Origin of the sequence: Bradyrhizobium sp. 604_D8_N2_3 (assembly GCF_051810765.1) — a bacterium.
Lineage (GTDB): Bacteria > Pseudomonadota > Alphaproteobacteria > Rhizobiales > Xanthobacteraceae > Bradyrhizobium > Bradyrhizobium barranii.
This window is the reverse complement of sequence record NZ_JBPWPM010000001.1, coordinates 8,705,493-8,728,079: the sequence shown is the minus strand read 5'-3', so window position 1 is coordinate 8,728,079 and position 22,587 is coordinate 8,705,493. Positions and strand designations below refer to the sequence as shown.

Here is a 22,587-nt window from a genome sequence, read left to right as displayed (position 1 = left end):
CGAGCGTAGCAGCTTCATGGCTACGAGGTGCGGCGGCGGGCCAGTTGATGCAGCACCGTGTCGATGGTCGGGACCGCACCGGTCTCGCGGAGCCAATTGTCGGCCAGCTCCCTCAGTTCGCCCGGCGTCAAGCCGAACTTGCGGCGGAATGCGCGAATGAATGTGGAATCGCTGCTGAAGCGCATGCCGACGGCGAGGTCGATCAGCCGCGTGTCCTCCGCGGACGGCGATATCAGCTGGCGGAAAGCGAGATTGAGGCGCTGCTCCCTCACATAGTGCGAGAGCCCGCCATCCGCCTCGAACAGCCGATAGAGGGTCGCGCGCGAGATCTGGAAGTGGCGGCACAATTCGTCTGCGGTGAGCGCGTCGGTCTCGAGATTATCCGCGATGCGGCGCTTGATCACCGCAAGATAAAGATGCCGCTCGGCGCGTTCGACTCCGGCCGCAATGTCGGCGGTCCCGCCGGCGGCCGCGGCAACGATGTCGGCGATCGCGTCGATCGTAGCCTCGGCGCTGCCCGCCTCGGGCTCGGGTGGCAGCGTAAGCGCCGCGTAATGGCTGGCAAGCAGGCGCGTATGAGGATGGTTTGACGGCAGCAAGGTAGCCGTCGCCGAATCCGGATGAGCAAGCCGTGGTGCCAGCATGGCGCGTTGCAGGATGATCGCCATCAGGCGGGTACGACTGCCGCCGCCGCGCAACACCGTCCGGTTCGGCTGCGCCATGTCGATCAGGCAGATGGCGCCGGGCCCCATCGTCACCTCGCGCCGGCCCGAGCTGAACCGCATCTCGCCTTCGACACACAAGGTGATCTGAAAGTGGTCCATCGCACCGCGGGCGACGTGCGCGGGCGTCCGGTCGTATTCCTGATCGGTCGCGCGGGTATCGACCAGCAACGCATTGCGGGTCATCATCGTCACGGTGGTGACATGGAAGTCGTCCTCCGTGGTGAGCGGAACGACATCGCAGATGTCGGCTGTCATGGCGCGCAACTGTCTCAGCGCGTCCACCCCGCGCCCCGGGATGTCCGCCGGCATGGTCTCGTTCACGGCCGTCTCGTCTGCATTGCCCCACGATGAGGCCGTGCCGCATGGACCCGATCGTCGAAGTCCGGCGGCCCCCCAACATCGCCTCGGGATGTAGCCATTCAGAAATCAGTGCGCAAGCGATGGTGGGCAGGAATTGGCGCGCGCCGACGTGCCGCATGTGCACACCGCGTTAGCCGCGCTTGCCAGCTACGCAGGAAAGGGCGGCGTTCGCTACGCCTGGCAGGATTCGTCACGCGCTCTTCGCGGGCCAGGGCACGACCTGTCCCGACATCACCATACGGTCGCGGCCGCTGTCCTTGGCGGCGTAGAGTGCGCGGTCGGCGCCGGCGACCAGCGTGTTGCAGTCCAGCGCGGTCTGAGATGGAAGGCTTGTCGCAGCGCCGATGCTTGCCGTAACCAGCCGGGAGGGCGGATTCTGCGCATGCAGCATGGCGAGGTCGTGCAGTGCCTCGCGAATCCCTTCGCCGACTTCGGCGCAACCATCCGGGCCGGTGTTCGGCAACAGAACGGCGAATTCCTCGCCGCCGTAGCGCGCCGCGAGGTCAGCCGGGCGCCTGGCCTGAGCGGACAGGATCCGGCCGAGCGCGCGCAGGCAGCCGTCGCCCGCCTGATGTCCGTAATGATCGTTGAATTTCTTGAACTGATCGACGTCGATCAACAGGAGCGAGATCTGCGTGCCGTCGCGCCGGGCGCGCGCCCATTCCTCCGCGAGGCGTTCGTCGAACGCGCGGCGGTTGGCAAGGCCGGTCAGGCCATCGGTGGTCGCGAGCGATGCCAGTTTGTCCTGCAAGTCCTTCTGCTCGGTCATGTCGCGCACGACCGCGACGACACCGTCGACCTCGCCGCTGTCGGAGGCTCGGGTCACGTGCAAGGCCGCCTCGGCCCAGATATCGCCCTTGTCGCGATGGCGCTGGCGATAGACGAACCGCGCTTCCTCGGCCTCGCCGTTCTTCAGCGCTGCGATAGCCTGCTCGACCCGCTCCATGTCGTCCGCGTGGATACCGGCCACCGCCGACGTGCCGAGCAGCTCCTCGGGAGACCAGCCGGTGATGCGCGCGCACGAGGGAGAGACGTAGAGCAGCCGGTTATCCAGCCCGATCCGGGATACCATGTCGCTGGATTGCTCGGCGAGCAGGCGGAAATGGGCTTCATTCGCGACTAGGGCCTGCGCCATTCGCTGCCGCTGCCAGAGCTGGCGGACCAGGTAGAAGCCGATCACCGCGATCAGCGCGACGAGGCCGAGCACGAAGGCCGTGCGTGCGGCTGCCGCGCGTCGCCAGGGCGCCAGCACGTCGTCCTGCGACTTGCTCGCCAGCACCATCAGCGGATAGCGGCTGCTGCGCTGATAGTAGCTCAGCCGCTGCACGCCATCGAGCGGCGACTTGAAATAGTAGACCGCAGCCGCCGGGCGACTTTTCCATTCCCTGAACAGCGGCGCATTGGAGAGGTCGCGCCCGATGAAGGCGCCGCTCTCGTCGTGGCTGCGCGCCAGCATGATACCGGCGTCGTTGAGCAGCGATGCCGAGCCGTTCGACCCGACGTCGAAGCGCTCGTAGAATTTCGCGAAATAGGCGACGTCGATCGTGAGCAGCGCGACACCGGCAAAGCTGCCGTCGGGGTGGTTGATCCGGCGTGACGCGGTGATGATCCACTGGCCGCCGGCGCGGCTCTTGATGGGCCGCCCGATCAGCGTGTCCTTCGCCGGGGAATCACGGTGCTGCCGGAAATATTCGCGATCGCTGTTGTTGAGCTTGGAGAAGTCGACATGCTCGGTCGTGGCAAGCCATCGGCCGGTTTCGTCATAGACGAAGATGCCGCGGATGCGCTCCGATGATTTGCGGGTCGGCAGGTAAGTCTGGAGCTTCGCGATCGTGTCCGGGCCGGTTCCGTCGAGTTCGAGCCGATGGACCAGTCCGACCAGGATCGTATCGGCGAGCTCGAACGTGTCGTCCGCGTGCTGGACCAGCGAATGCGCGAGGTTGGCGACGTCGATCTCGGCGTTCCTGAGATCGGCGTTGTGCGTTTCCCATTCGCGCCAGACGCTCAAGCCGAGGATCGCCACGCAGATCAGCACGACGAATCCCGCCGCCCAGAGCGGAAGGCGCGTCTTGCCGAGTTCGCGGTCCGTGACCATCGGCTTGCTCCAAATCGGAGCAAACCTCTCACTTTGGTCTTAACGGCCTGTTGCAACTTCCGCGATGATTTTGCGCGTCCGTAGTCAGCCTGAGGAGATCGTCGATATTTTGATCGACTCTCATCGTCGGATGTTAACTACGCCGCCGCGGCGTGATGTTTCGTGCGGCGTCTGCCGCGTCAGTCCATCAGCGTGAAGCCGACGCGCAGCGTCACCTGGTAGTGGCGGACGGCGCCATTCTCGATGTGACCGCGTGTCTGCACCACCTCGAACCATTTCATCTCGCGAACGGTCTTGGCGGCGCGGCTGATCGCGTTCTTGATCGCATCCTCGATCGAGGTCTCGGATGATCCGACCAGCTCCAGGATCTTGTAGACGTGATCCGACTCGGCTGTGGGCATGGTACGTCTCCCTCGTTTGCGTTGCGGCACCACCGCCACCCGCTCCCATTTGAACGGGTACCGGCGTTCCGGGTTCCATCGTCCGCCATGGCCCGCATGCGCCAGCCGAGGTGGAGTGCGCCGCACCCGCCTGCTAAGCGCTGTCCATGGATACGGCGCGGCGCGACAGGACGATCGGCTCTCTCTGCCTCGGCGTGACGGCGTTCGGCTGGGCGCTGAACTGGCCATTGATGAAGCTGCTGCTCCAGCAATGGCCGCCGCTGTTCGCGCGCGGGCTGGCCGGCGTCTGCGCCTCGCTCATTCTCGGCGCGCTGGCACTGAGCCGGAAGGAATCCTTCGCCGTTCCGCGCGAGGCGATTCCGCGGCTGTTGTTTGCGACCCTCACCAACGTCCTTGCCTGGATGGGGCTCGGCACGGTCGCGATGAAATATGTGACCGTGAGCGAGGGGGCTCTGCTCGCCTATACGATGCCGATCTGGGCCATGCTGTTCGCCTGGCCGGTGCTGGGTACGCGGCCGACCATGCGGGATATTTTGGGTCTCGTCCTCGGTGTCGCCGGCGTCGCGCTGCTGCTCGGCGGCAACGGCTTTGCGTTCGGCGCCGACAAGCTGCTCGGCATTGCGCTCGCACTGCTCTGCGCCATCCTGTTCGCGCTCGGCAATGTGCTCAACCGCAAGCCGCTGCCGATGCCGCCGCTCGTGGTCGTCGCCTGGCAGGTTGGGCTCGGCTGCGCCACGATGCTGATCCTCGGTATCCTGTTCGAGCATCCCGACATCACCGCGATCACCCCGCTGGGACTCGGCTGCTTCGTCTATATGACGCTGGTGCCGATGGGCGTCTGTTACGTCACCTGGTTCGAGACGCTGCGCCGCCTGCCGCCAACCTCCGCCTCGACCGGCATGCTGATCGTCCCCGTGATCGGCGTCGTCTCCGCCGCGGTCATCCTGGGCGAGCCGCTGGGCCTGCGCGAATGGGCGGCGATGGCGCTCACGCTCGGCGGCGTGACGCTGGCGTTGCAGCGGGCGTAGAGGCGTTATTCCGCGGCCTGCGACAGGATGGGCGCCGACTGCGTCCCGCGCCACAGCAGCCGCAGCAGCAGGACCAGGAGCGCCATCAGGGCGAAGCCGCCCAGGGCGGGCGCGAAATGTTGGTCGGGATCGGCCTTCTGCCCGAATTGCACTGCGAGCCGCCCCGATTGCAACAGCCCATAGGCTCCGGCGAACAGGATCAGCCCGTATATGACGCTCCGCTCGCGCGGGCTCGCCATCCTGGCGAGATCGGGCAGCATCAGGGCCAGGCCGATCCCGACCATCGGCAGATCGTAATCATACGCATAGGGGCTGATCATCACGGATACCATTACGGCGGCACCGAGCGTGAAGGCCGGTGAAGCGCCCCGCGCCGCACCGAGAAGGACGGCGAACAAGGCCAGCCCGGCAACGGCCGTCTGTCCCCAGAAGGCGGCGCTTGCGGGAAGGCCGGCCTTGTACAGCGCCGCATAGGTCGAGATCATGCGGAAGAGTGGGTAGAAGCCCTGCTCGAGATAGCCCGCCGATTCCCTGATCGCTCCGAGCAACGCGAACCAGATCTGCCACCCGAAGAGGAGCGTGCAGAGCAGTGAGCTCGTCAATACGACGGCCGCGGCCGTTCCGAGCGCAATCCAGCGCCGCGTCACCAGCAGATAGACGCCGGCGGCAATCGCCAGGTGCGGCTTGATCACCATGGCGCCGAGCGCGAGGCCGGCCAACAGCTGACGACGCTCAACGTTGAGGCAGACGAGCCCGATCAGCGCCCCCGTCAGAAAGCCGTTCTGCCCGCAGCCGATGGTGATCGCCATCGCCGGAAACAGGATCACCAGCACCTGCGCGAAATTCCGGTCGGCGATCGCCCGGAGCGTCACGAGATAGAGCGCAAGTGTCGCGGCGGTGAAGAGGAGATAACCGACGCCGACCGGCAGGAATGCGAACGGCGCGAGCAGGAGGTCGTATTGCGGCGGATAGGTCCAGGGCATGAAACCGGTGGCGCCGCCGGCGGCCTCCATCTGCATCTTCAGCAGGGCATCGAAATGATAGACTTGGTCGAGATCGCCGCGCCAGACGTGCTGCGCGACGATGTGAAAGGCATCGAAATCGGCGAGCTCGCGATCCGTCCAGCCGCCGAAACGTGCGAACCAGAAGGTCTTGAAGACGGCGATCGACGCCAGCGCCGCCAGCACGTAGCGGATATAGGCAGTCCGCTTCGACGGCGAGGACTGAACCGCTTCCAGCGTCTCGGCAAACATGAGCGACGACCTTGGACCTGATGGATCGGCGGTTGGGCGGGCAGGGCCGCGGATCCCGCCCAAACTGCCATCGGAGGCTTAAGGGACGGTAACGAATGCGGAAGGATTTGGCGCCGGCGCCCCTCTGGCGGAGCCGGGCGCGCGGAACTGGCCCGGTTAACCGCCGATCTTGCGCCGGGGTGACGCGATTCCCGGCCGGCCCGAATGCGATGTCGAGATGACCATTTCGAAATCGCCCGCCGGCACAGATGGCCGTGCTTGCCCGCTCGAAGACAGGCGAGCTAACCTGCGCATATCCTGCGAAGCTTTCTGCCAAGTTCGATGTGCGGTGATGATCGACAGTTGGACGAAGGGCGCTCTGGTTGCGATCGGCCTGTCTGCCGTGCCTGCGCCGGGCGTCGCGCAGGACGATCTCGATGCTGCGCCCGGCACGATGACGCTGCAAGTGACCACCGATCCCTCCATGATCGAGTGCCGCAAGCTTGAGACGGTCAATCCCGCCTTGCTCGCGTTCCTGCCGCTGCGCCGGACTTTCAACGATGACTTTGACGAGCATCCGCTTGCGACAGGTCGCTGGGTGCCGCATTACGCCGGCGGTGCGGCGTGGCCGGAAGCGCGCTATTGGGGCGGTGACGGCTCCGACTTCAAGCGCAAGACCAGCGCCAATGGCGAGCAGCAGATCTACGTCGATCCGCGCTATTCGGGGCGTGCGGGGATGCCGCTTGGGCTCGATCCGTTCAAGGTGAAAGACGGTGTGCTCTCGATCGTCGCCAGCCGCACGCCGCCGGAACTGAAGTCCGTTCTGTTCAACAACGAGTACATCTCGGGAATCCTGACCACGCAGGGCACGTTCGCGCAGAAGCACGGCTATTTCGAAATCCGCGCCAAGGTGCCGGTCGGTCACGCCGTGTGGCCGGCGTTCTGGATGCTGGCGGACGACGGCGGCTGGCCGCCGGAGGTCGACGTGCTGGAAGGCCGGGGCGAACGGCCCGGCGATCTCGTGATGACGACGCATTGGCGGATTCCGTCGACCCAGAAGATTCAGTCCTGCGGCTTTGACTATGCGGTCGGCGATGCCTCCAGCGTGTTCCACAATTACGGTGTGCTGTGGGAGGAGGATCGCCTGGTCTATTTCATCGACCGCAAGCCGGTCTCCGACATCAAGGTGCCGATCGGCTTCGACGATCCCATGTACATGATCGTCAATCTCGCGATCGGATCGAAATTCTTTCTCGGTGTCGGTCCGGTCGATGCGGAATCACCGCCCACCGTCGCATTCGAGATCGACCGGATTTCCGCCTATCAGATCGACATGGAGCAGGCTCGGAGATAGCGATGTCAGCTGATGTCTCGCGGCGCGATCTTGCGAAGCTCGCGGGGCTCGCCGCGCTTGGTGCAGCGGCGGGTGCCAAAGCTGCAGATAACAAGGCTGCGGATAACAAGGCTGCAGATAATGAGACGCCCGCATCGGCCGATCGCCACGCGCCCTTTCCCAAGGACTTTTTGTGGGGCACAGCGACCTCGTCCTACCAGATCGAAGGCGCCGTCGATGAGGACGGCCGCGGCCAATCGATCTGGGATGTCTTCAGCCACACGCCCGGCAAGATCGAGGACGGCTCGACTGGCGACCGCGCCAACGAGCATTATCACCGCTACAAGGACGACGTCGCGCTGATTAAGGCGCTCGGCGTCAAGGCCTACCGCTTCTCGATTGCGTGGCCGCGGGTGTTTCCGGATGGATCGGGCCAGCCCAATCCGAAGGGGCTCGATTTCTACAACCGGCTCGTTGACGAGCTGCTCGCGAACGGCATCGAGCCCTATGCGACGCTCTATCATTGGGACCTGCCACAGGTGCTCCAGGATCGCGTCGGCGGCTGGCAGTCGAGCGACACGTCGAAGGCTTTTGCAGATTACGCCGCCTATGTCGCCGCGCGCCTGACCGATCGCGTCAAAACCATCTTCACCGTGAATGAGGTCGGGCGCTTCGTAAATTTCGGCTATGGCTGGGGCATCGACGCGCCCGGCCTCAAGCTGCCGGCGGCGCAGCTCAACCAGGCGCGCCATCACGTCGCGCTGGCGCATGGGCTTGCCGTGCAGGCGATCCGCGCGTCGGGCCGCGCCGGCACCCGCGTCGGTGCCGCCGAAAACATCGCGGCCTGCGTGCCCGCGATCGCAACGCCGGAAAATATCCGCGCCGCCGAGATCGCGACGCGTGAGCTCAACGCCGGCTTTCTTGGCGTGGTGCTGGAGGGCAAGTACACCGACGGCTTCCTCGCCTATGCCGGCGCGGATGCGCCGAAATTCACCCCTGAGGAATTGAAGATCATCGGCACGCCCAACGATTTCGTCGGGCTCAACATCTACGCGCCGCAATACTACGTCACGGCCTCTGATCGCGCGCCGGGCGTCCGCGTGCTGCCGTTCCCAACCTCGTTCCCGCACATGAACTCGGAATGGCTGCGGGTCGGCCCTGAGGTGATCTACTGGGCCCCGCGTCTCGCCGCAAAAATCTGGAACATCGAGACCATCTATATCAGCGAGAACGGCACCTCGTCCGAGGACAAGATTTCCGCCGACGGCCAGGTCTACGATCTCGACCGCATCATGTTCCTGCGCAATTACCTGACCCAGATGCAGCGTGCGATCGCCGAGGGCGTGCCGATTCGCGGCTATTTCCTGTGGAGCCTGATGGACAATTTCGAGTGGATCTACGGCTACGGCAAGCGCTTCGGCCTCTACCGGGTCGACTTCGAGACCCAAGCGCGCGTGCCGAAGCTGAGCGCGGCGTTCTATCGCGACGTGGTGATGCGGAATGCGATCGGGGTGTGAGCCGAAGGCGACGCTTCTATCGTCGTCTTGCGCACATCGAACTTACGGCTCGATCTTGCATTCGAACGGGGGCGCCAGGGATGGCGCGGGATTGACATCGGAGCATGCGATCCCCGGGACCGAATGGTTGCGCCGGTCGATCGGGCACCATCTACCTTCTTGCCTGGCCCAGGCGATGCCACGATTGCGTGGCGCGAAATAGACGGGTTCGTCATATTGCGGCTCGACCATCACGTGTCCTGCCGTGTCGACCAGCCCCCATTTGCCGTTTCTCAAGAACGTCAGAAGTCCGAAGTCGAGATTGGCGCCGACGCGCTCGGCATCGGCGTCGATCCAAACCTCGCCGGCGGGAGACAGGATCACGCGCTTTCCGCCAGCCTGCGACATGAGCGCGCTGCTGATATCGCACATGACGCCCGGGCGAGGTTGCATGACCCAGGATTGATCCTTGAGCCGCATGATGCCTGTCGCTCCGTCGGTCGAAGCAAAGACGGTGCCGTCTTGTCGGATTCGAACGGCGTCGAATTTGGGCTCGATCAGCCATGTCCCATCCGATTTCATGACGCCGCGCTTACCGTCAATGGACGCGACAAAGGGATCGGGATTGGTCGAAAGGTAGTCGAATCGGGGCTCGACGAGCCAACTCCCGTCGGACCTGATGCGTCCCCATTTGCCATCGACTTTGGCATTCCTGGCATCCCGTCCAATTCGCACGACTGCCTCGAACTGCATCGGCGCGATAGGCTGCAAGCGTGCGTCAACAAGCTGGAACGTGTCTCCGGTTTGCAGGGTGTACGGCGGTGCGGCGCCGCATGTCGCATCGATCAACCGGCTTCCAGGAGGTTGCAGAGGATTTCCGCCTTCCGTGAAATACAGCCATTGCTTGTTCTTGTAGGCGATCAGCCGCTTGTCTTCACAATGCTGGACGGGTTGATCGAACGCTGCGTCGAGCACAGTACGGCCGTCGAGGTCCAGAAGACCCCAGTGGTCCGCCTGCTTGAAGTGCCATCCGTACGGCACCTCGGAGGAGCCTTCGTTACGGGCAATCGCCAGATAAATTTGCTGGTGACTGGTTTGGAATATCCAGGATCCGGACTTGTCAATCACGCCGAAGCTGCCGTCTCGTTCTGCCGATGTGCGCCCAACGCCGAGCCTGAACGGCCAGGCCGTGTCGAAGACGGGCTCGATGGCGAATTTCCCTGTGCCATCAATGAAGCCAACCTTGCTGCTGAGAGTCACGCGCGCCAGGCCGTCACTTAGGGCTTCCGCCCGCTGAAACTTCGGCTCGACCAGCCAGCTTCCATCGGCTTGCAACAACCCCCACAATCCGCCTCTTTCGACCCAGCGAACTGATGGACTTGTCTTGTCGAATTCGCGCGATGGCGGCGCCGCCGGTTCTATCCATTGTCCGGAGAGATCGATCACGCCATTCGTCTTGAATTCGAAGGGGGCGGAGACACTGACGCTGTTTGAGGTGTAGGTGGTCCTTATCCCCGAGAAATCCTCGGCGCCAATGGTTCCGCCGCGTCGCGGAAAATCCGACACGCGGAAGCGGTCGGGACCGATCGCCTCGATGAAGCCGTATGTCGGCGCGAAGATCATCTTGCCGTCACGATCGATCAGGCCCGACTTGCCCCCGACCTCGACTTGCGCAAAGCCAAACTTGTAGTCGTCCACGAGGCCGTATTGCGGTGCGGCGACCTCGTGCCCCTCGTCGTCGACGAAGCCGTACAGTCCTCCGCTGCGAACTGCGGCGCGTTTGTCCGAGAAGTCGCCGACCCAATCGTATCGCGGCGGCACGGCCACCGAACCGTCAGGCCGAACCGCGCCGCACAGGCCGCCCGGGAAGGTGCACACGGCCAACGGAGAGTCCACCGGCTTGCCGGATCCCGAGCGGTCCTTGGCCGCGATCTCGGCTTGAAGGACGGCCTTGCCGACAGGCGTAAGCTCCGACGGCATGTCCTGTGCAGTCGCGCCATTCGTGAACGCGAGAACAAACAATGCGACTCTGAACCAGCTGCATGCACCCATCGCGACTTTCCCGGTATTCCGATTTTGGTCGAATACCGATGATCCGTGGCGAGAACGTGTCAGAACATGGTGTTGCAACCTAAGAGATTGCGCCGCATCGAGTCTGGCGAGTACCGCAGCTGAACGCGGCGTTCTGTCGTAACGCTTGGGCATCGCGGCCGCTCCGTTGCAATCGAAACAAAGATCCCGCGATTGGAAACATTCCCGTAGTGCGGTCCACGCACAGAAAGGTGGTGAATCGAACCAAAGGAATAAGTATGAGCCGTCATTTTGGGCAACGCGCGGTTGTCATCGGAGCGGGGATTGGAGGATTGTCTGCCGCCGGTGCGCTTTCTTCCGCCTTCCAGGAAGTCGTCATTCTCGAACGCGATGTCCTGCCGGCTTCGATCATGTCCCGCGCCGGCGTTCCCCAGGATCGGCATCCGCATCTTCTTCTGGCCGGTGGGCTGCAGGCCCTCGACTCCCTTTTCCCGGGTTTCGCGCAGGATCTTGCCGCCGCCGGTGCAGTTCCCGTGAATGTCTTCAAGGACGTCCAGTACGAGCGGCCAGATGTCGGCGCGCTGCCAAGGCGCGACTGCGGGACGTCGCTGCTGTGCGGCTCGCGGCCGCTGATCGAGCATACGCTGCGCCGAAAGGTGACTGCGATCGCCAATGTCAAAGTGCAATCGCAGAGCCGCGTGATGGAGATTGTGCCGGCTGCAACCCGGCCGATGGTGAAGTTCGAGAACGACGCAGGCGTTGGTGCGGCGATCGAGGCGGATCTCGTGGTGGACGCATCCGGCCGCGGCGCGCCGACGCTCGGCCTGCTCGATGTGCTTGGCTGGGAGCGGCCGCAGGAGACCGTCGTGGGCGTCGACATCAGCTACACCACCGCGGTTCTGCGGCCGGGGCGAACCTCGTTCGACTGGCAAAATCTGGTCACGTTGCCCGATCCCGCCGCGTCGGCGACAGCCGGCTTGATCATTCCTCTCGAAGGCGGGCGCTGGTTTACATCGATCTCCCATCACGGCGCGACGAATTGCCCCGGCACGTGGGAGGACTATCTTGCGGCTGCGCGCCAATTGAAGACGCCGGCGATCTACAACGCAGTCTACAAGCTCTTGCCACCCGGAGGCCTCCGGCATTTCGTGTTTGACACGAGCCGCTGGCGGCATTTTGAACGGCTCAAGCGGCTGCCGCGCGGGATTCTCCCCGTGGCGGACTCGCTGTGCCGGTTCAATCCGGTCTACGGGCAGGGCATGACGGTCGCCGCGCGAGAGGCAAAGTTGCTGCGCGAGATCCTGGATCGCGTCGCCGGGGAGGCGGACCCGATCGAGGCCCTCCAGGCTGGGTTCATGTCCGAAGTGGGCGCGCTGCTTCAGGCACCCTGGAACATGGGCGTGAACGCTGACTTCGCCTATCCAACCACGCGCGGCGAGCGCCCGGAGCGGTACGAGGAAAGCCGGCAGTTCGAAGCCGCTCTATTCCGGGCTGTCGTGGCCGATCCGGTGGTCCAGCGCGCGTTCTCGGATGTCGTGCAACTCATGGAGCCGTTCGACCTGATCAATTCGCCCGATATCCGCCAACGAATCGAGGCTCATTCGCTGGCGCAGAATGCGTGACGTTCGATAAAACGAACCGAGGACCCGACGGGTCCTCGATCTTTCGATTTCAGCAGGTCGCACGAACGGCCGAGCGCGATGTGATGCGACTTATAAGAGTGTCAAATTAACCAAAAAACTCCAATGATTTCGGAGCGCGTGCGACACATAAGATTGTTGCCCGCGACTCATAAGATCGTATCGGACGGGGGTTTGCGACCCAAAAGAGTGTATCGGAATCGCCAACACGGCGGCGGCACAACATCTGGTTGCGCCTTCAATCCACGGAAACGAGCGATTTCGACACAATTTCAGCTGTGACTTGGCTGCCCGGCGGCCGCCGGTCCCGCGGCGCGCCTCCACCGGCGCGGACCTGGCCGCGTATTTCTCCCGAAATGCCCGCACAATCTGGTCGGCCAGCGGCTTGGTCAGGTACGAAAGGATGCTGCGCTCGGAGGACTGCCTGCTCGACGAAACAGCCGAGATAAACGTCACACCGCGAGACATCGACCATGTGCACCCGACATGCTCTCGGGGACGGCGAGCCGGACTACGTAGTTGGATATGCCGATCTTCCGGGTTCCGCGCCGCAGCGCACAATGCGCACGCAGGGTCTGCTTCGACTTGAGACAGGGGCGGCAATGGGCCGTACATCAGTGTCGGGCAGTTTAGCTGCTTCTTCTTGCGCGCCCAGCGATCATCAGCAAGAGGCCGCCGAGCTGCGGCAACAGAGCCAAAAGCACCACGCGCAGCATGTTGAAATCGTCGGCAGCCGGTTTCAAGTTGCCGGCAGAGAGCCAAGCCACGATCTTGATGGCCGCGTCGGTCTGGGGGTCGGCGGCGTGTTCAACCGAACTCATCGCGGCTTCCAGCGCGCGGTGACGCTCGGTCACAACTTGGTCGCGTGCGCGACAGATTCGGCCCTCCCCGCTCGCACACTCCCGGTCGCGTGCCGTCACGGCGTCAATCAACGCAGCTCGCGCTGCCGTCACCGCAGGAGTGATGCGGGACGCGCGCGCGAGCGTCGCGTCGGCGATGTTGGCGGAAGCGAACCCGATGCCACCGGTCAAGGCGAACACCGAGACAATCGACCATATCGCCCAAGCCGCCGCAGCCGTGGCCCGCTTGCCTGCCTGCCAAAGCTGGGTGGCAGTCTCGGGCACGGCGAGGAGAACGAGATCGGCGGCGACACCAACAGCGAAAAACAACCAGCCGGCGAGATCAGTCGAGCCCAGCGAGCGAGCAAACCAACCATTCGTCGTGATGGCAACGCCACAGAGGGCGAGAGCAGCTGCGGTCAGTCCGAGCGAGCTGATACGTCGCCCGACCGTCACGTGACTGCGTGACTTCGTGTAGGTCGTGACGTTCGCCGTGACTGGTGATGCGGCTTCGGGAGTGGCCGGCGTGACGTTGGCGGTAACCGGCAACGTCACGCCGGCAGTCACGGGGGTGACGCATGCTGTGGCTGGTAAAGCGGCGGCGGAGGTGACGAGCGTGACATTGGCCGTGACTGGCAACGCGGCGACGTCAGTCACGGGGGCGACGTTTGGCGTGACTGCCAAAGCGGCGGCAGGGGTGACGAGCGTGACATCCGCCGTGACTGGTGACGCGGATTCGGGAATGACAGATAGATCCTCGCGCAGGACTTCGGCCGGAACATCGGACGAGACAGCAAGCAGGGCAATCTGGCGCTGTAGCCGCTTGCGCTGCCGACAGGCGCGTTGCCGTTCGGCCGCCGTTTTGGGCCGGCGGGTTTGATGCAGGGGGACAATTGATGCAGTGCTATCGTCAAGCATTTGATGCCGCTCCAATCGGCTTTGATGATCAGGCAATCAAGTGTTCGCTGAGCGATCTTCGAAACTGTGCGGACGATCCCGCTTTGCGTCTCGTAGATGCGTTCGAGCACCACTGACCCGACACACACTTGTCCATGAATTATTCTTGGTGAGTTCGCAACGCGCCTCGATCGCGGTCTCCCGCAATTAAATGCGCCGGAGTATCCGCAATCGAATCCTTGGAAGGCGCCGATGGCCTCGCTGTCCATCCATCGCGGGAAGCCCTTGTTTTTAAGGCTCCGCAAGTATTGGCGCCAACGATTTTGGACGCCCTAAGCCCGCACGTGACGACGCGCGTTTACCATGATTATTGCCTCAAAACTTGGCTCACGAAGGTGTGGACGAGCAGTGGAAAGTACCGGAGAATCCGGTTAACGGCGGAGATTCTCCTGTCCGAGACGGGACAGGCGTGGACGATGGGGGACTACGTTTCTCACCCCATGGTCAGCTTCCAACTAAGGGACGTGATACCCTTCGCGGAGCCTCCGGCCCTGGTCGCTCTCGTGCGCGCTTTGCCGCAGGACGTCGAGGCGTCGGAGCGAGCACCCTGCGATCAGTTCCTGCAGGCGGCAGAAAAACATCTCGCTGATGCCGCCAGTGCCGCTGATGTGGTCGAGAGGCCGCCGGCGTCTGATGCCCGCAGTGACGGGACTAGCGCGGAGCCCGCCGTTGGCTCGAAAACGCCGTCGTCTCAGTCGTGCCCGATCGAAAGCGAAAGTGGATCAGCCACTCTCGGAGGAAGACGCGCACCTGATTAGTACCGAACTGCGGTTCGTGTAACTTTCAATCCGGTTCGGCTTCGTTGAAGGAATTAACGCCCCAACGCCTGATCCAGTGCGACGTCGATGTCCAGCAAGACATAGCCGCGATGGTCGACGCGCTCAACCGAGACGATGCGTTCCACAGCGATCGGCGCCCGGACGAGGAACGCCGACGAAAAGCGGGTGCGATAGCGGCCGCCGATCACCAGCTCGTTGGCCGCGTGCGCCGCGATGACGTTGTCATCTTGCCGTGCCAGATCGCAACAGGCGATCCGCTCGTTGTCGATCGAGCTCGACCAGGCACGGTCGGCATAGCGCAGGGCCGCTGGCCCGAACAGCTTGCCGAGCACCGCCCGGCTTGCAGTCGGATTTCCAAACTGAAAGACCGTTGTGAGGAAATCTCGACCGTCGATGACGACGTCGGCTTCATCGACCTCAAGGGTTATGAGGATGGAGGCCGTATCCTCGCCATTCCGATTGTGGTTGCAGGCGTAGTACAGGGCGTCCCTCTCCCGGGCGCAGGCACAGATGCGCCAGACCGGCGGCTCGTCCTTTGGCCTGGTCAGGTCCGTCGTAAGATCGGATGAGAGCCATATCTGCTGCAATCGTGGTTTGAGGTCAGAATCGCCCAACTGCCAGCGGCCAGCGTCGGCCAGCAACCCGGTCTTGAGAATCGCCTCCATCGTAGCGTCGGCCGACGCTTCCGGAACGGCTATGCCACGGTAAAGACGCACCTTCAGCTCCCGACGATCTTCGTCACAAAAGCTACTCGCACTCGATGTCCGGCAGCTTCGATCCGTACTTCACGAGGAGCGAATTGATGTCATTCTGGATCTGGTCGAACGACGAATTCTTCAGCGCCGGCGCATCGCTCTCGCCGAGGTATAGCTTCTTCGAAGCCCCGCACACCGTCATGTCCTCGAGCTTTGCTGCCGGCCGGAGCTGCGTCATTATGGCGGGGTCGCCGTACAGCGGCTCTCCACCGACCACGACCAGCATGATGTCGGCCGGCGTGGCCTTCACCACGGGGTCCAGATCGGGATTGCGCGCCTTCGGATCCCGCTTCGCCCTGACCGCCACGAAATCCGCCTTCTTGTCCTTCGTGAGATTGCCGATACTACCGTCGAGCCTCGCGATCTGCGCAGGCACCGAAGTCGCCATTTTGATGAGGTCTTCGGAGGAAATCGCGCGATAGCGCCGCGCGACGTATCCGATCTCCTGGAGCATACCGGCGCTGCCCGACGGGCTCCAATCCGGGGCGATGGCGATCGGGATGTGAGCGAGACTGGCGGCGCCGACGTTCGTGGTCGCTCCGTACAGCTCATCATTGCTGCGCGGCGACCACACGAGCCCGACGCCGTTCTTCGCCATCTGCCCGAAATCCGCGTCGCGCAACGCCGTGCCGTGCACGATGACCATGCCCGGCTTCAACAGCCCAGCCCTATCCAGCATCGTGAACTCTCGATGGGCGCTGGAGTCGGTCGGCGCACCTTCGGAGAGATGGATGATCAGGCTGCGCAGCGAGCCCTGGTTCAGCTCGCATAGGAAGTAATCCATGCGGCCATGTGTCTCCTCCAGCGGAAATACGTCGTTGAAGACCACATCGCCGATCGGCTGCGGCGACTTGCATGGGTCTGTGTCATCTGGCTTTTTGAAGTCCAGCCCGGACGCAAGATCCAGGTTGCGCACCAGCCCCTTTGCACAATCGACGTATTCGGGGTGGTCCTTGTCGTAGATAGAGCCGACGCTCGACGTCGCACCGCCGACGAGCGCCTTGACCTCCGCGTAGATTTCGACCTCGCAAGGGGCTCCATTCTTATCCATGACGGCGTTGTGTGGCGCCACGAGCAACCGATCGTACTCCGGAGAGTCCTGCCATTCGTACCGGCTGGCGAATTTCCGGCCGGGCACCCAGCGCGGCAACACGTTCCAGGTGAGATGGTTATGCAGATCGATGAAACCCGGAAGGATGACGATGTCCGCCGGCTTGATCGCCGATCCGGCGCCTGGGACGGCTGCCGCCGGTCCGACCGCTCCGATAGTCTGCCCGGTCACGGCGAGCGCGCCGTCGGTTATCACGCCCGAAGGTGTGAGTACCCTCCCTGCGATCGTGAAATCAAGTGCCGCGGCCTCGCCGGCGAATATCATGCCGGCCGCCGCGGCCAGTACGCGTCGAGTGATTCCCGTAGAGCGCCCCATCTGCATCTCCTCAGATCCGATTTCGTCCCGTGACTCGAACACCCCGTACAGCACTTAAGCAGCCGACCAGCCGTCTCTTCCGAAGTGTGGCCGCAACGAGTCCAGTCCGGACGGCAGAGATCCTTCGCAGGTGATGCCCAGATACGTAGCGGCGCGTGTCATGCCGACGTAGACGAAGCGCCGGTAGAGATCTGGGATGCGCCCGGCGAGTCGGTCAACACCGATGAAGAACACCGCCTCGAACTCGAGACCCTTGATGTGCTGGACGTCGAAGACGCGCACCTCGCGCTCGTCGCCGACTACCTTGCCTTCTTTGCATCCGGCGACAGGGATATTCCGCTCCGCCAGCAATGGCCGAATGTCATCGACCAGAGTGTCGATAAGGCCGTCACCGTCTACGAAAATCGCGATTGAAGGCAACCGTCCGACCGCATCCTCCACTTCGCCGATGCGGGTAGCCAGCCATTGAGCCAAGAGTGCGCCCGAAAGCCCTTCACCCAGGAGAGGCCAAGCGTTTGCTTCTTCGCTGCCCTTCGAAGGCTCTGTCTCGGGACGCTCGCTGCCGTCAAGAAGAAAGGCTAGGGCGTCCGACAGCTCGCGAAGCTTCTTGCTCTGCCTGTAACCTACGTTGATGTTGCGAACGTCGATGTTGATCTCGGTCGTCCGTGTAAGCCAACCGATTTCGGCCTCGTTACTGATGCCATGAGCGGTGATCCTCTGACGGAGATCGCCGCATGCGAACCACGAACGAAGCCCGGGGTCGGCTAACTCGATCGTGCAGGCGAGCTGGACAGCCGAAAGGTCGGTCGCCTCGTCAACGAACACCTGCGTCAGGTACAGGCTCCGGATCGTCGCTAGCCAATCTTGCTGTGCGGTCAAGTCTAGTCGTCTCCCGTCAACATAAGTAACCAGGTGTCTGGCATTCCGCAGCATGACGAGCAGCAATGCGTCGACCTCGTCCTCGGATATGAGATTCCGATTGACGAATTGCACGGTTTCCTCGCCCGAGCGGAAATGTCGCCCCTCCCTCGCAACCTGCCGTCTGAAGCGAGCGTATAGGGCCGGTAAACCCATCACCGAGATCCGTGGCGCTTGCACGAACGTTCTCATCCGGGCACGCAAGGCGATCTTTTCGCCTACTCCGATCAAGGTTTCAGCGGCCGGCATCCTGTCGCCGATCAGCGCGATGACGCGCCCGGACCGGCCCCCGATCGAACGACGCCCCTCGGCGGCCACGCGCGCCCAATTGCGCATCGTCGCCATAACTAGCTCGAGCGCCTCGCGTTTCGGGTTGCTCGACGATGCGGGTTGCCCCTGCTCCTCAGCGTCGTCATCGACATCCTCCTCATCCTCCCCACGCAGGGCCGACAGAGAGCCGGCGATTTCGTCGAGCAACGAGCGATTCACGTTCAGCAGCAGGTTGACCGCCTTGTTGAGCTCCGAGGAAATCGCATCGGAAAGCATCCTGATTTCGGCTTGCCAGCCGTCAGCGCCATCGAGGAAGTGAAGAATGTCGCTTGACGAAAACGTCCGGTCCGGCCCCAGCGTATTGGTCAGTGCGAGCACTTGGCGTCTTATTCCATCGCCATTCGCTGACCTCAATGCAGTCAACGCCTCGTCACATCGCCGATTCAGGAAGGTATTCGCATAGGACGCGAAGTCGTCATGAAGCGCCGCGATACCACGGCTTGACATGTCAGCGAGTACCCCGCGATCCACAAGTTGAAAGCGCCCCGAACTTCCAGTTCGAAGAATGCCTAAAACGTTGCGCGCCAGGTCGTGACGCTCCTTCTCCCAGGTACGTACGTTGCCAGCGTCCGGAACGCCTTCCTTGCTGAACGCGTCGCCTAGGTATTCCTTGAGGAGTTCGGTCGGGGAAAACATCGCCCAACTATCCGGCCCCACGAAGCGTTCGCGGTCGTAAGCCGACACGAGCCGCATCTCGCTTTCCGTCAGCGCGTCGGCGGTCCTCTTCTGGGCCAGACGTTTAATGAGGGTCGTTGTCTTGCCTGACCCCGGCGGTCCGAACAGCATGACTTGACGGTCGAGCGGCAGACGGAAGATCTCACCTTGAAACCTGTCCAACACCGGACGATCCCGCAACGCGATCCGCTCAACAACTTTGCGCCGAAGTCGGCCACGTTCGGCGTCGGCTTCGGCTGCTTCCGCGAGCAGCCGCCCCACGATGTCTTCGACTTCAGTCGGCCCGGAGAGACGCCGCTTCAGTGCTTCGAGGCCTGTCCGCAGCGACTCGGCGCGCAAAAGCTCCAGGATCTCGCCCCATTCGCTTAGCTCGAAATTGTCGAGGATAGCGTCCCAGAGACCTTCTCGCTTTTGCGGTGAAAGCACCACGCGCTTGAGCACACGCGCTTCGCGCTCGATGCCGTTGATCTCGATGGTCACGACTTCCCCGGCTTCGTATTCGGCCAGAGCACCCAGTTTGCCGCCCGAAGGGACGAGAGCCGCATTCTTGATGGCCGTGATCAGTCCGGCAGCAGAACGGCGCGCGAAGTAGTAGGTCCTTTGTGGAGGGCCGCCTTCCAGCCATTCGACCTCAACTCTGGCCACGAACGGATCGAGCAGCAGGCGAGTAAGATCGGCCCGCTGTTCCCTATTCCTGGCGATCATGAACCGCTCTGGTTTGGCTTCGCCGGTCATCCTGTTGGAGGGCATAGCCAATGCAGTTATGGGCGCGACTTCTTGATGCGATGACAACGCTTCTCCCGCCGCTTTCGAGACCGTCGCCATCGCGGTCAAGATCTCATCGCCAAGCTCCGTCAGGACCTGGTCGTGATCGTTCTGTCCTGACAAGATATCCCTCCCCATTGGAATCATCTCATCTTAGCGTTGTCGCTGGGACAAACTACAGCGATTTCGGGAATGGGCCCAAGGGGCCCAGAGGCCGATGGAAGTCAGCGCTTCGCCTCACCGTGTCGGCCGACGTAAATCTCAATGGTGGCCGAGCGAAAGCCTCCAACGATGGCGTCTACTACAAAGCACTCAGATCGTCGGGCACGTCGCCGAATTTCCGGATCACCTTAGCGTCGCTGAAGTCGCCGGACGACGGGTCTCCCGTCCGACTAAAGGCGACGGCCCCGACATGCCCCGGCTTGCGTGAAAGCGTCTCGGCACGCATGGCGGCGGCGTTGGCGCTCAAGCACTCCGTCGCCTCACCTGGCGCAATGCCATCATCGGCGGCAACGAAGGGCAGCGCGACGTAGTAGGTCACCTCGGACATTCAACGACCTCCTTAAAGCACTTCCAGTACCTCGCGGATCTAGTCCTGCTTACCGTCCTCGAGGAGGCTGAACAGATCGCCTTCCATTCCGATCGGTCGGTCACCAATCCCATCGCATCTATCCTGGTCGTCGCACCGGCACTTTCGTGCATCGGTCCTTGCGGTCGGCGGCGTAGCGCCCGCGCGAATATCCAGTCGACACCGAGGCCCTGAGTTCGTCGACCTGCGCCTCAAGGAAGTCGACGGCTACAAGCAGCGCCTTCACAGCCTCGCGGGCATCCCCTCCGCAGGCCGCAATCGCCAGAGGTCGGTGGCGACCTCAAGATCGCCCTCAGAGGGCGCGGCAGCTTCGGGAGCGGCGGGCATGTCGAATGTTCCCTTTTTGTTCACGGAAAGTCAAGGGCCAACCCGGATTCCGCTGGCGCGAAGTTGGGGCGGCGATGAATCTACCGAAGACTAGGCGGGCCTTGTCGGAACCAGACGATCTCATTCGTCTTGAATCCAAGCCGCCCCCGAATGGAGTTCTGCGTAACATGGCCCCGAGAGCCAAATGGAAAGGCTTCTTGCGTCTGTCGCTCGTCACCTGTCCGGTGGCTCTCTACCCGGCGACTTCGGAATCCGAAAAAATCTCGTTCAATCAGCGCAATCGAGCGACCGGTCACCGGATCAAGTACGTGAAGGTCGACGCCGATAATCACCTGAGCGCCGATTAGGGGTTCTGAGCCCCGTTCGACACCGGGGCGTAGCATAAGCCCTAGATTGCAAGATCAATTCTAGTCGCCTATCGTCTGCAAGGCTGCGCCGCGGCCGCGACTTGGGGAGGGTTTGTCGTGCGAGGCATCTTCATCGCCGCTTTCGGAGCGCTCGTGTTTTCGTACGCCGAAGCGGGAGCGATGGATCTTGCAGAGGCAGTCCGTTCGGCTTCCGAACCCGTTGAGCGCGCCTACACCTTTTTGCATGAGCATCCCGAACTCGGTAAACACGAACTCCAAGCCCATACCTATCTCACGGACGCTCTCAAGTCCCTCGGTCTAATTGAATTCGTTGCGTCAACCGAGGCGCCCACCGCGGTCATTGCGATACTCGACAGCGGGAAGCCGGGGCCTTTCATCGCGCTCCGCGCGGAAATGGATGCGCGGCCACTCGAGGCCGGAATGGTCGAACCAACGAGCCACGCGCCGCGTTCGCAGATCGACGGTCTCATGCACAACTGTGGCCATGACGTCCATGCAGCGATCTTGCTCGGGACCGCCGCAATCTTAAACGCCAACAAGGATCGCTTTTCAGGCAAAATCGCCTTCCTCTTCCAACCAGCTGAGGAAACGGCCGGCGGAGCGGACGATATCGTTCGAGAAGGAATTCTCGGTCGTCTCGGCGTCCAAAAGATGCTTGCTGAGCACGTTGCCCCGGGTCTGCCAGTCGGCACAATCGCCATTGCTCCCGGCTTTGCCCTCGCCGGAAGCAATACGTTTCATCTCAAACTTAAGGGCAAAGGATCCCATGCTGCAGCACCGAGCGAAGGGACCGACACTCCCTTGGTGGCTGCCCGAATGGCGTTGGCATTGGCGGAATATCCGGCCCGACATCTGGATGTCGCCAACAAGCCCGTTGTGATCTCGGTCACCCGCCTGCTTGCGGATGGCAATGCGACCAATGTAATTCCTGCCGATGCCGAGCTCCGCGGCACAATAAGGAGCTTCGAAGATATCGATAAAGGCGATGACGGGCAAATTTCGCTGAATGAAAGACTGGGACAATTCGTCTCCCGCATGGCGGCCGAAGCTGGGGTCAATCATGAATGGGAGATAAGGTCCGGCGCTCCTCCCACACGCAACGACGTAGCCCTATTTGATCAGGTGGTTAGGCCTCTGTCACAATCCTGGCACGGAACTCTCAACACGAATCTTGGGCGCGGTATGTTTGCTGAGGATTTTGCCTATTACACGCAATCGATACCATCATTGTACTTCGCCTTGGGCGTGGCCAAGGAGGGCCTCGGAAAAGCCGGCGTTCACACCAAGGAATTCGACGTACATCCCGAAACTTTTGTTCAGGGGTTATACCTCATGACGTCCCTTGCAGTGATCGCCACCACTGGCAGCATGGACTGGCACTGAAGGCGTGAGGCGCGTCGTATGCAGATCTCCCCGAGGACTAGCTTAATTTGGACGTCCGTTTTGCGGCGACACCGTTGAAAATCGAAAATCGTCGCCAAAATTAGCCTCTTCGAGAGGACGCGATCCCGGACCAAA

The 22,587-nt window shown here is 62.6% G+C and carries 15 protein-coding genes and 1 pseudogene; 6 read left to right on the top strand and 10 right to left on the bottom strand.

Translation table 11 applies throughout. The features are described 5' to 3' along the window. Positions 1-20: 20 nt before the first annotated feature. The 3 genes from AB7245_RS41905 to AB7245_RS41895 all read right to left on the bottom strand — a co-directional run bounded on the left by AB7245_RS41905 (position 21) and on the right by AB7245_RS41895 (position 3,581). Positions 21-1,046: a helix-turn-helix domain-containing protein gene (locus tag AB7245_RS41905; protein ID WP_085401914.1), complete on the bottom strand. Its 1,026-nt coding sequence runs from the start codon at positions 1,044-1,046 to the stop codon at positions 21-23. Positions 1,047-1,275: 229 nt separating this feature from the next. Next, on the bottom strand, positions 1,276-3,180 hold the full coding sequence (locus AB7245_RS41900; RefSeq protein WP_085401915.1) for a sensor domain-containing diguanylate cyclase: 1,905 nt from the start codon (positions 3,178-3,180) through the stop codon (positions 1,276-1,278). A 179-nt stretch (positions 3,181-3,359) separates the two neighbouring features. Continuing rightward, positions 3,360-3,581, bottom strand: coding sequence for a dodecin (locus tag AB7245_RS41895; RefSeq protein ID WP_085401916.1), 222 nt, complete (start codon positions 3,579-3,581; stop codon positions 3,360-3,362). Positions 3,582-3,727: 146 nt separating this feature from the next. Between AB7245_RS41895 and AB7245_RS41890 the strand changes: the two genes are divergently transcribed. Beyond that, a complete protein-coding gene (locus AB7245_RS41890; RefSeq protein WP_085401917.1) occupies positions 3,728-4,609 on the top strand; it encodes a DMT family transporter in 882 nt (293 codons plus the stop codon). A gap of 5 nt (positions 4,610-4,614) precedes the next feature. On the opposite strand, the gene AB7245_RS41885 is transcribed toward AB7245_RS41890, so the two are convergent. Then, positions 4,615-5,862: a glycosyltransferase family 87 protein gene (locus AB7245_RS41885; protein WP_439035656.1), complete on the bottom strand. Its 1,248-nt coding sequence runs from the start codon at positions 5,860-5,862 to the stop codon at positions 4,615-4,617. 331 nt (positions 5,863-6,193) lie between these two features. Between AB7245_RS41885 and AB7245_RS41880 the strand changes: the two genes are divergently transcribed. Beyond that, complete coding sequence (locus tag AB7245_RS41880; RefSeq protein ID WP_085401919.1) at positions 6,194-7,195, top strand: glycoside hydrolase family 16 protein; 1,002 nt, start codon at positions 6,194-6,196, stop codon at positions 7,193-7,195. Positions 7,196-7,197: 2 nt separating this feature from the next. Continuing rightward, positions 7,198-8,691, top strand: a complete 1,494-nt coding sequence (locus AB7245_RS41875; RefSeq protein WP_085401920.1) for a GH1 family beta-glucosidase — start codon at positions 7,198-7,200, stop codon at positions 8,689-8,691. Positions 8,692-8,733: 42 nt separating this feature from the next. On the opposite strand, the gene AB7245_RS41870 is transcribed toward AB7245_RS41875, so the two are convergent. Further along, positions 8,734-10,875, bottom strand: coding sequence for a WG repeat-containing protein (locus AB7245_RS41870; RefSeq protein ID WP_135216228.1), 2,142 nt, complete (start codon positions 10,873-10,875; stop codon positions 8,734-8,736). Positions 10,876-10,931: 56 nt separating this feature from the next. Here AB7245_RS41870 and AB7245_RS41865 point away from each other — a divergent pair, with 56 nt between their 5' ends. Further along, positions 10,932-12,323: an FAD-dependent oxidoreductase gene (locus AB7245_RS41865; RefSeq protein ID WP_439035655.1), complete on the top strand. Its 1,392-nt coding sequence runs from the start codon at positions 10,932-10,934 to the stop codon at positions 12,321-12,323. Between the two features lie 647 nt (positions 12,324-12,970). Here AB7245_RS41865 and AB7245_RS41860 read toward each other — a convergent pair. From AB7245_RS41860 to AB7245_RS41840, 5 genes are all read right to left on the bottom strand, one after another. Then, on the bottom strand, positions 12,971-14,098 hold the full coding sequence (locus AB7245_RS41860; protein WP_439035654.1) for a hypothetical protein: 1,128 nt from the start codon (positions 14,096-14,098) through the stop codon (positions 12,971-12,973). Between the two features lie 850 nt (positions 14,099-14,948). Then, a complete protein-coding gene (locus tag AB7245_RS41855; RefSeq protein WP_439035653.1) occupies positions 14,949-15,581 on the bottom strand; it encodes a hypothetical protein in 633 nt (210 codons plus the stop codon). Between the two features lie 82 nt (positions 15,582-15,663). Further along, positions 15,664-17,097, bottom strand: coding sequence for an amidohydrolase family protein (locus AB7245_RS41850; RefSeq protein WP_439035652.1), 1,434 nt, complete (start codon positions 17,095-17,097; stop codon positions 15,664-15,666). 54 nt (positions 17,098-17,151) lie between these two features. Further along, a complete protein-coding gene (locus AB7245_RS41845) occupies positions 17,152-19,908 on the bottom strand; it encodes an ATP-binding domain-containing protein (RefSeq protein WP_439035651.1) in 2,757 nt (918 codons plus the stop codon). A gap of 178 nt (positions 19,909-20,086) precedes the next feature. Next, entirely contained in the window at positions 20,087-20,335 is a 249-nt protein-coding gene (locus AB7245_RS41840; RefSeq protein WP_439035650.1) for a hypothetical protein, read from the bottom strand. Between the two features lie 533 nt (positions 20,336-20,868). Between AB7245_RS41840 and AB7245_RS41835 the strand changes: the two are divergent. Both AB7245_RS41835 and AB7245_RS41830 read left to right on the top strand, forming a co-directional pair. Continuing rightward, positions 20,869-21,027: pseudogene (locus AB7245_RS41835) on the top strand (Ku protein); the annotation flags it as partial. 138 nt (positions 21,028-21,165) lie between these two features. Continuing rightward, positions 21,166-22,452: a M20 metallopeptidase family protein gene (locus AB7245_RS41830; RefSeq protein ID WP_439035649.1), complete on the top strand. Its 1,287-nt coding sequence runs from the start codon at positions 21,166-21,168 to the stop codon at positions 22,450-22,452. Positions 22,453-22,587: the final 135 nt, after the last annotated feature.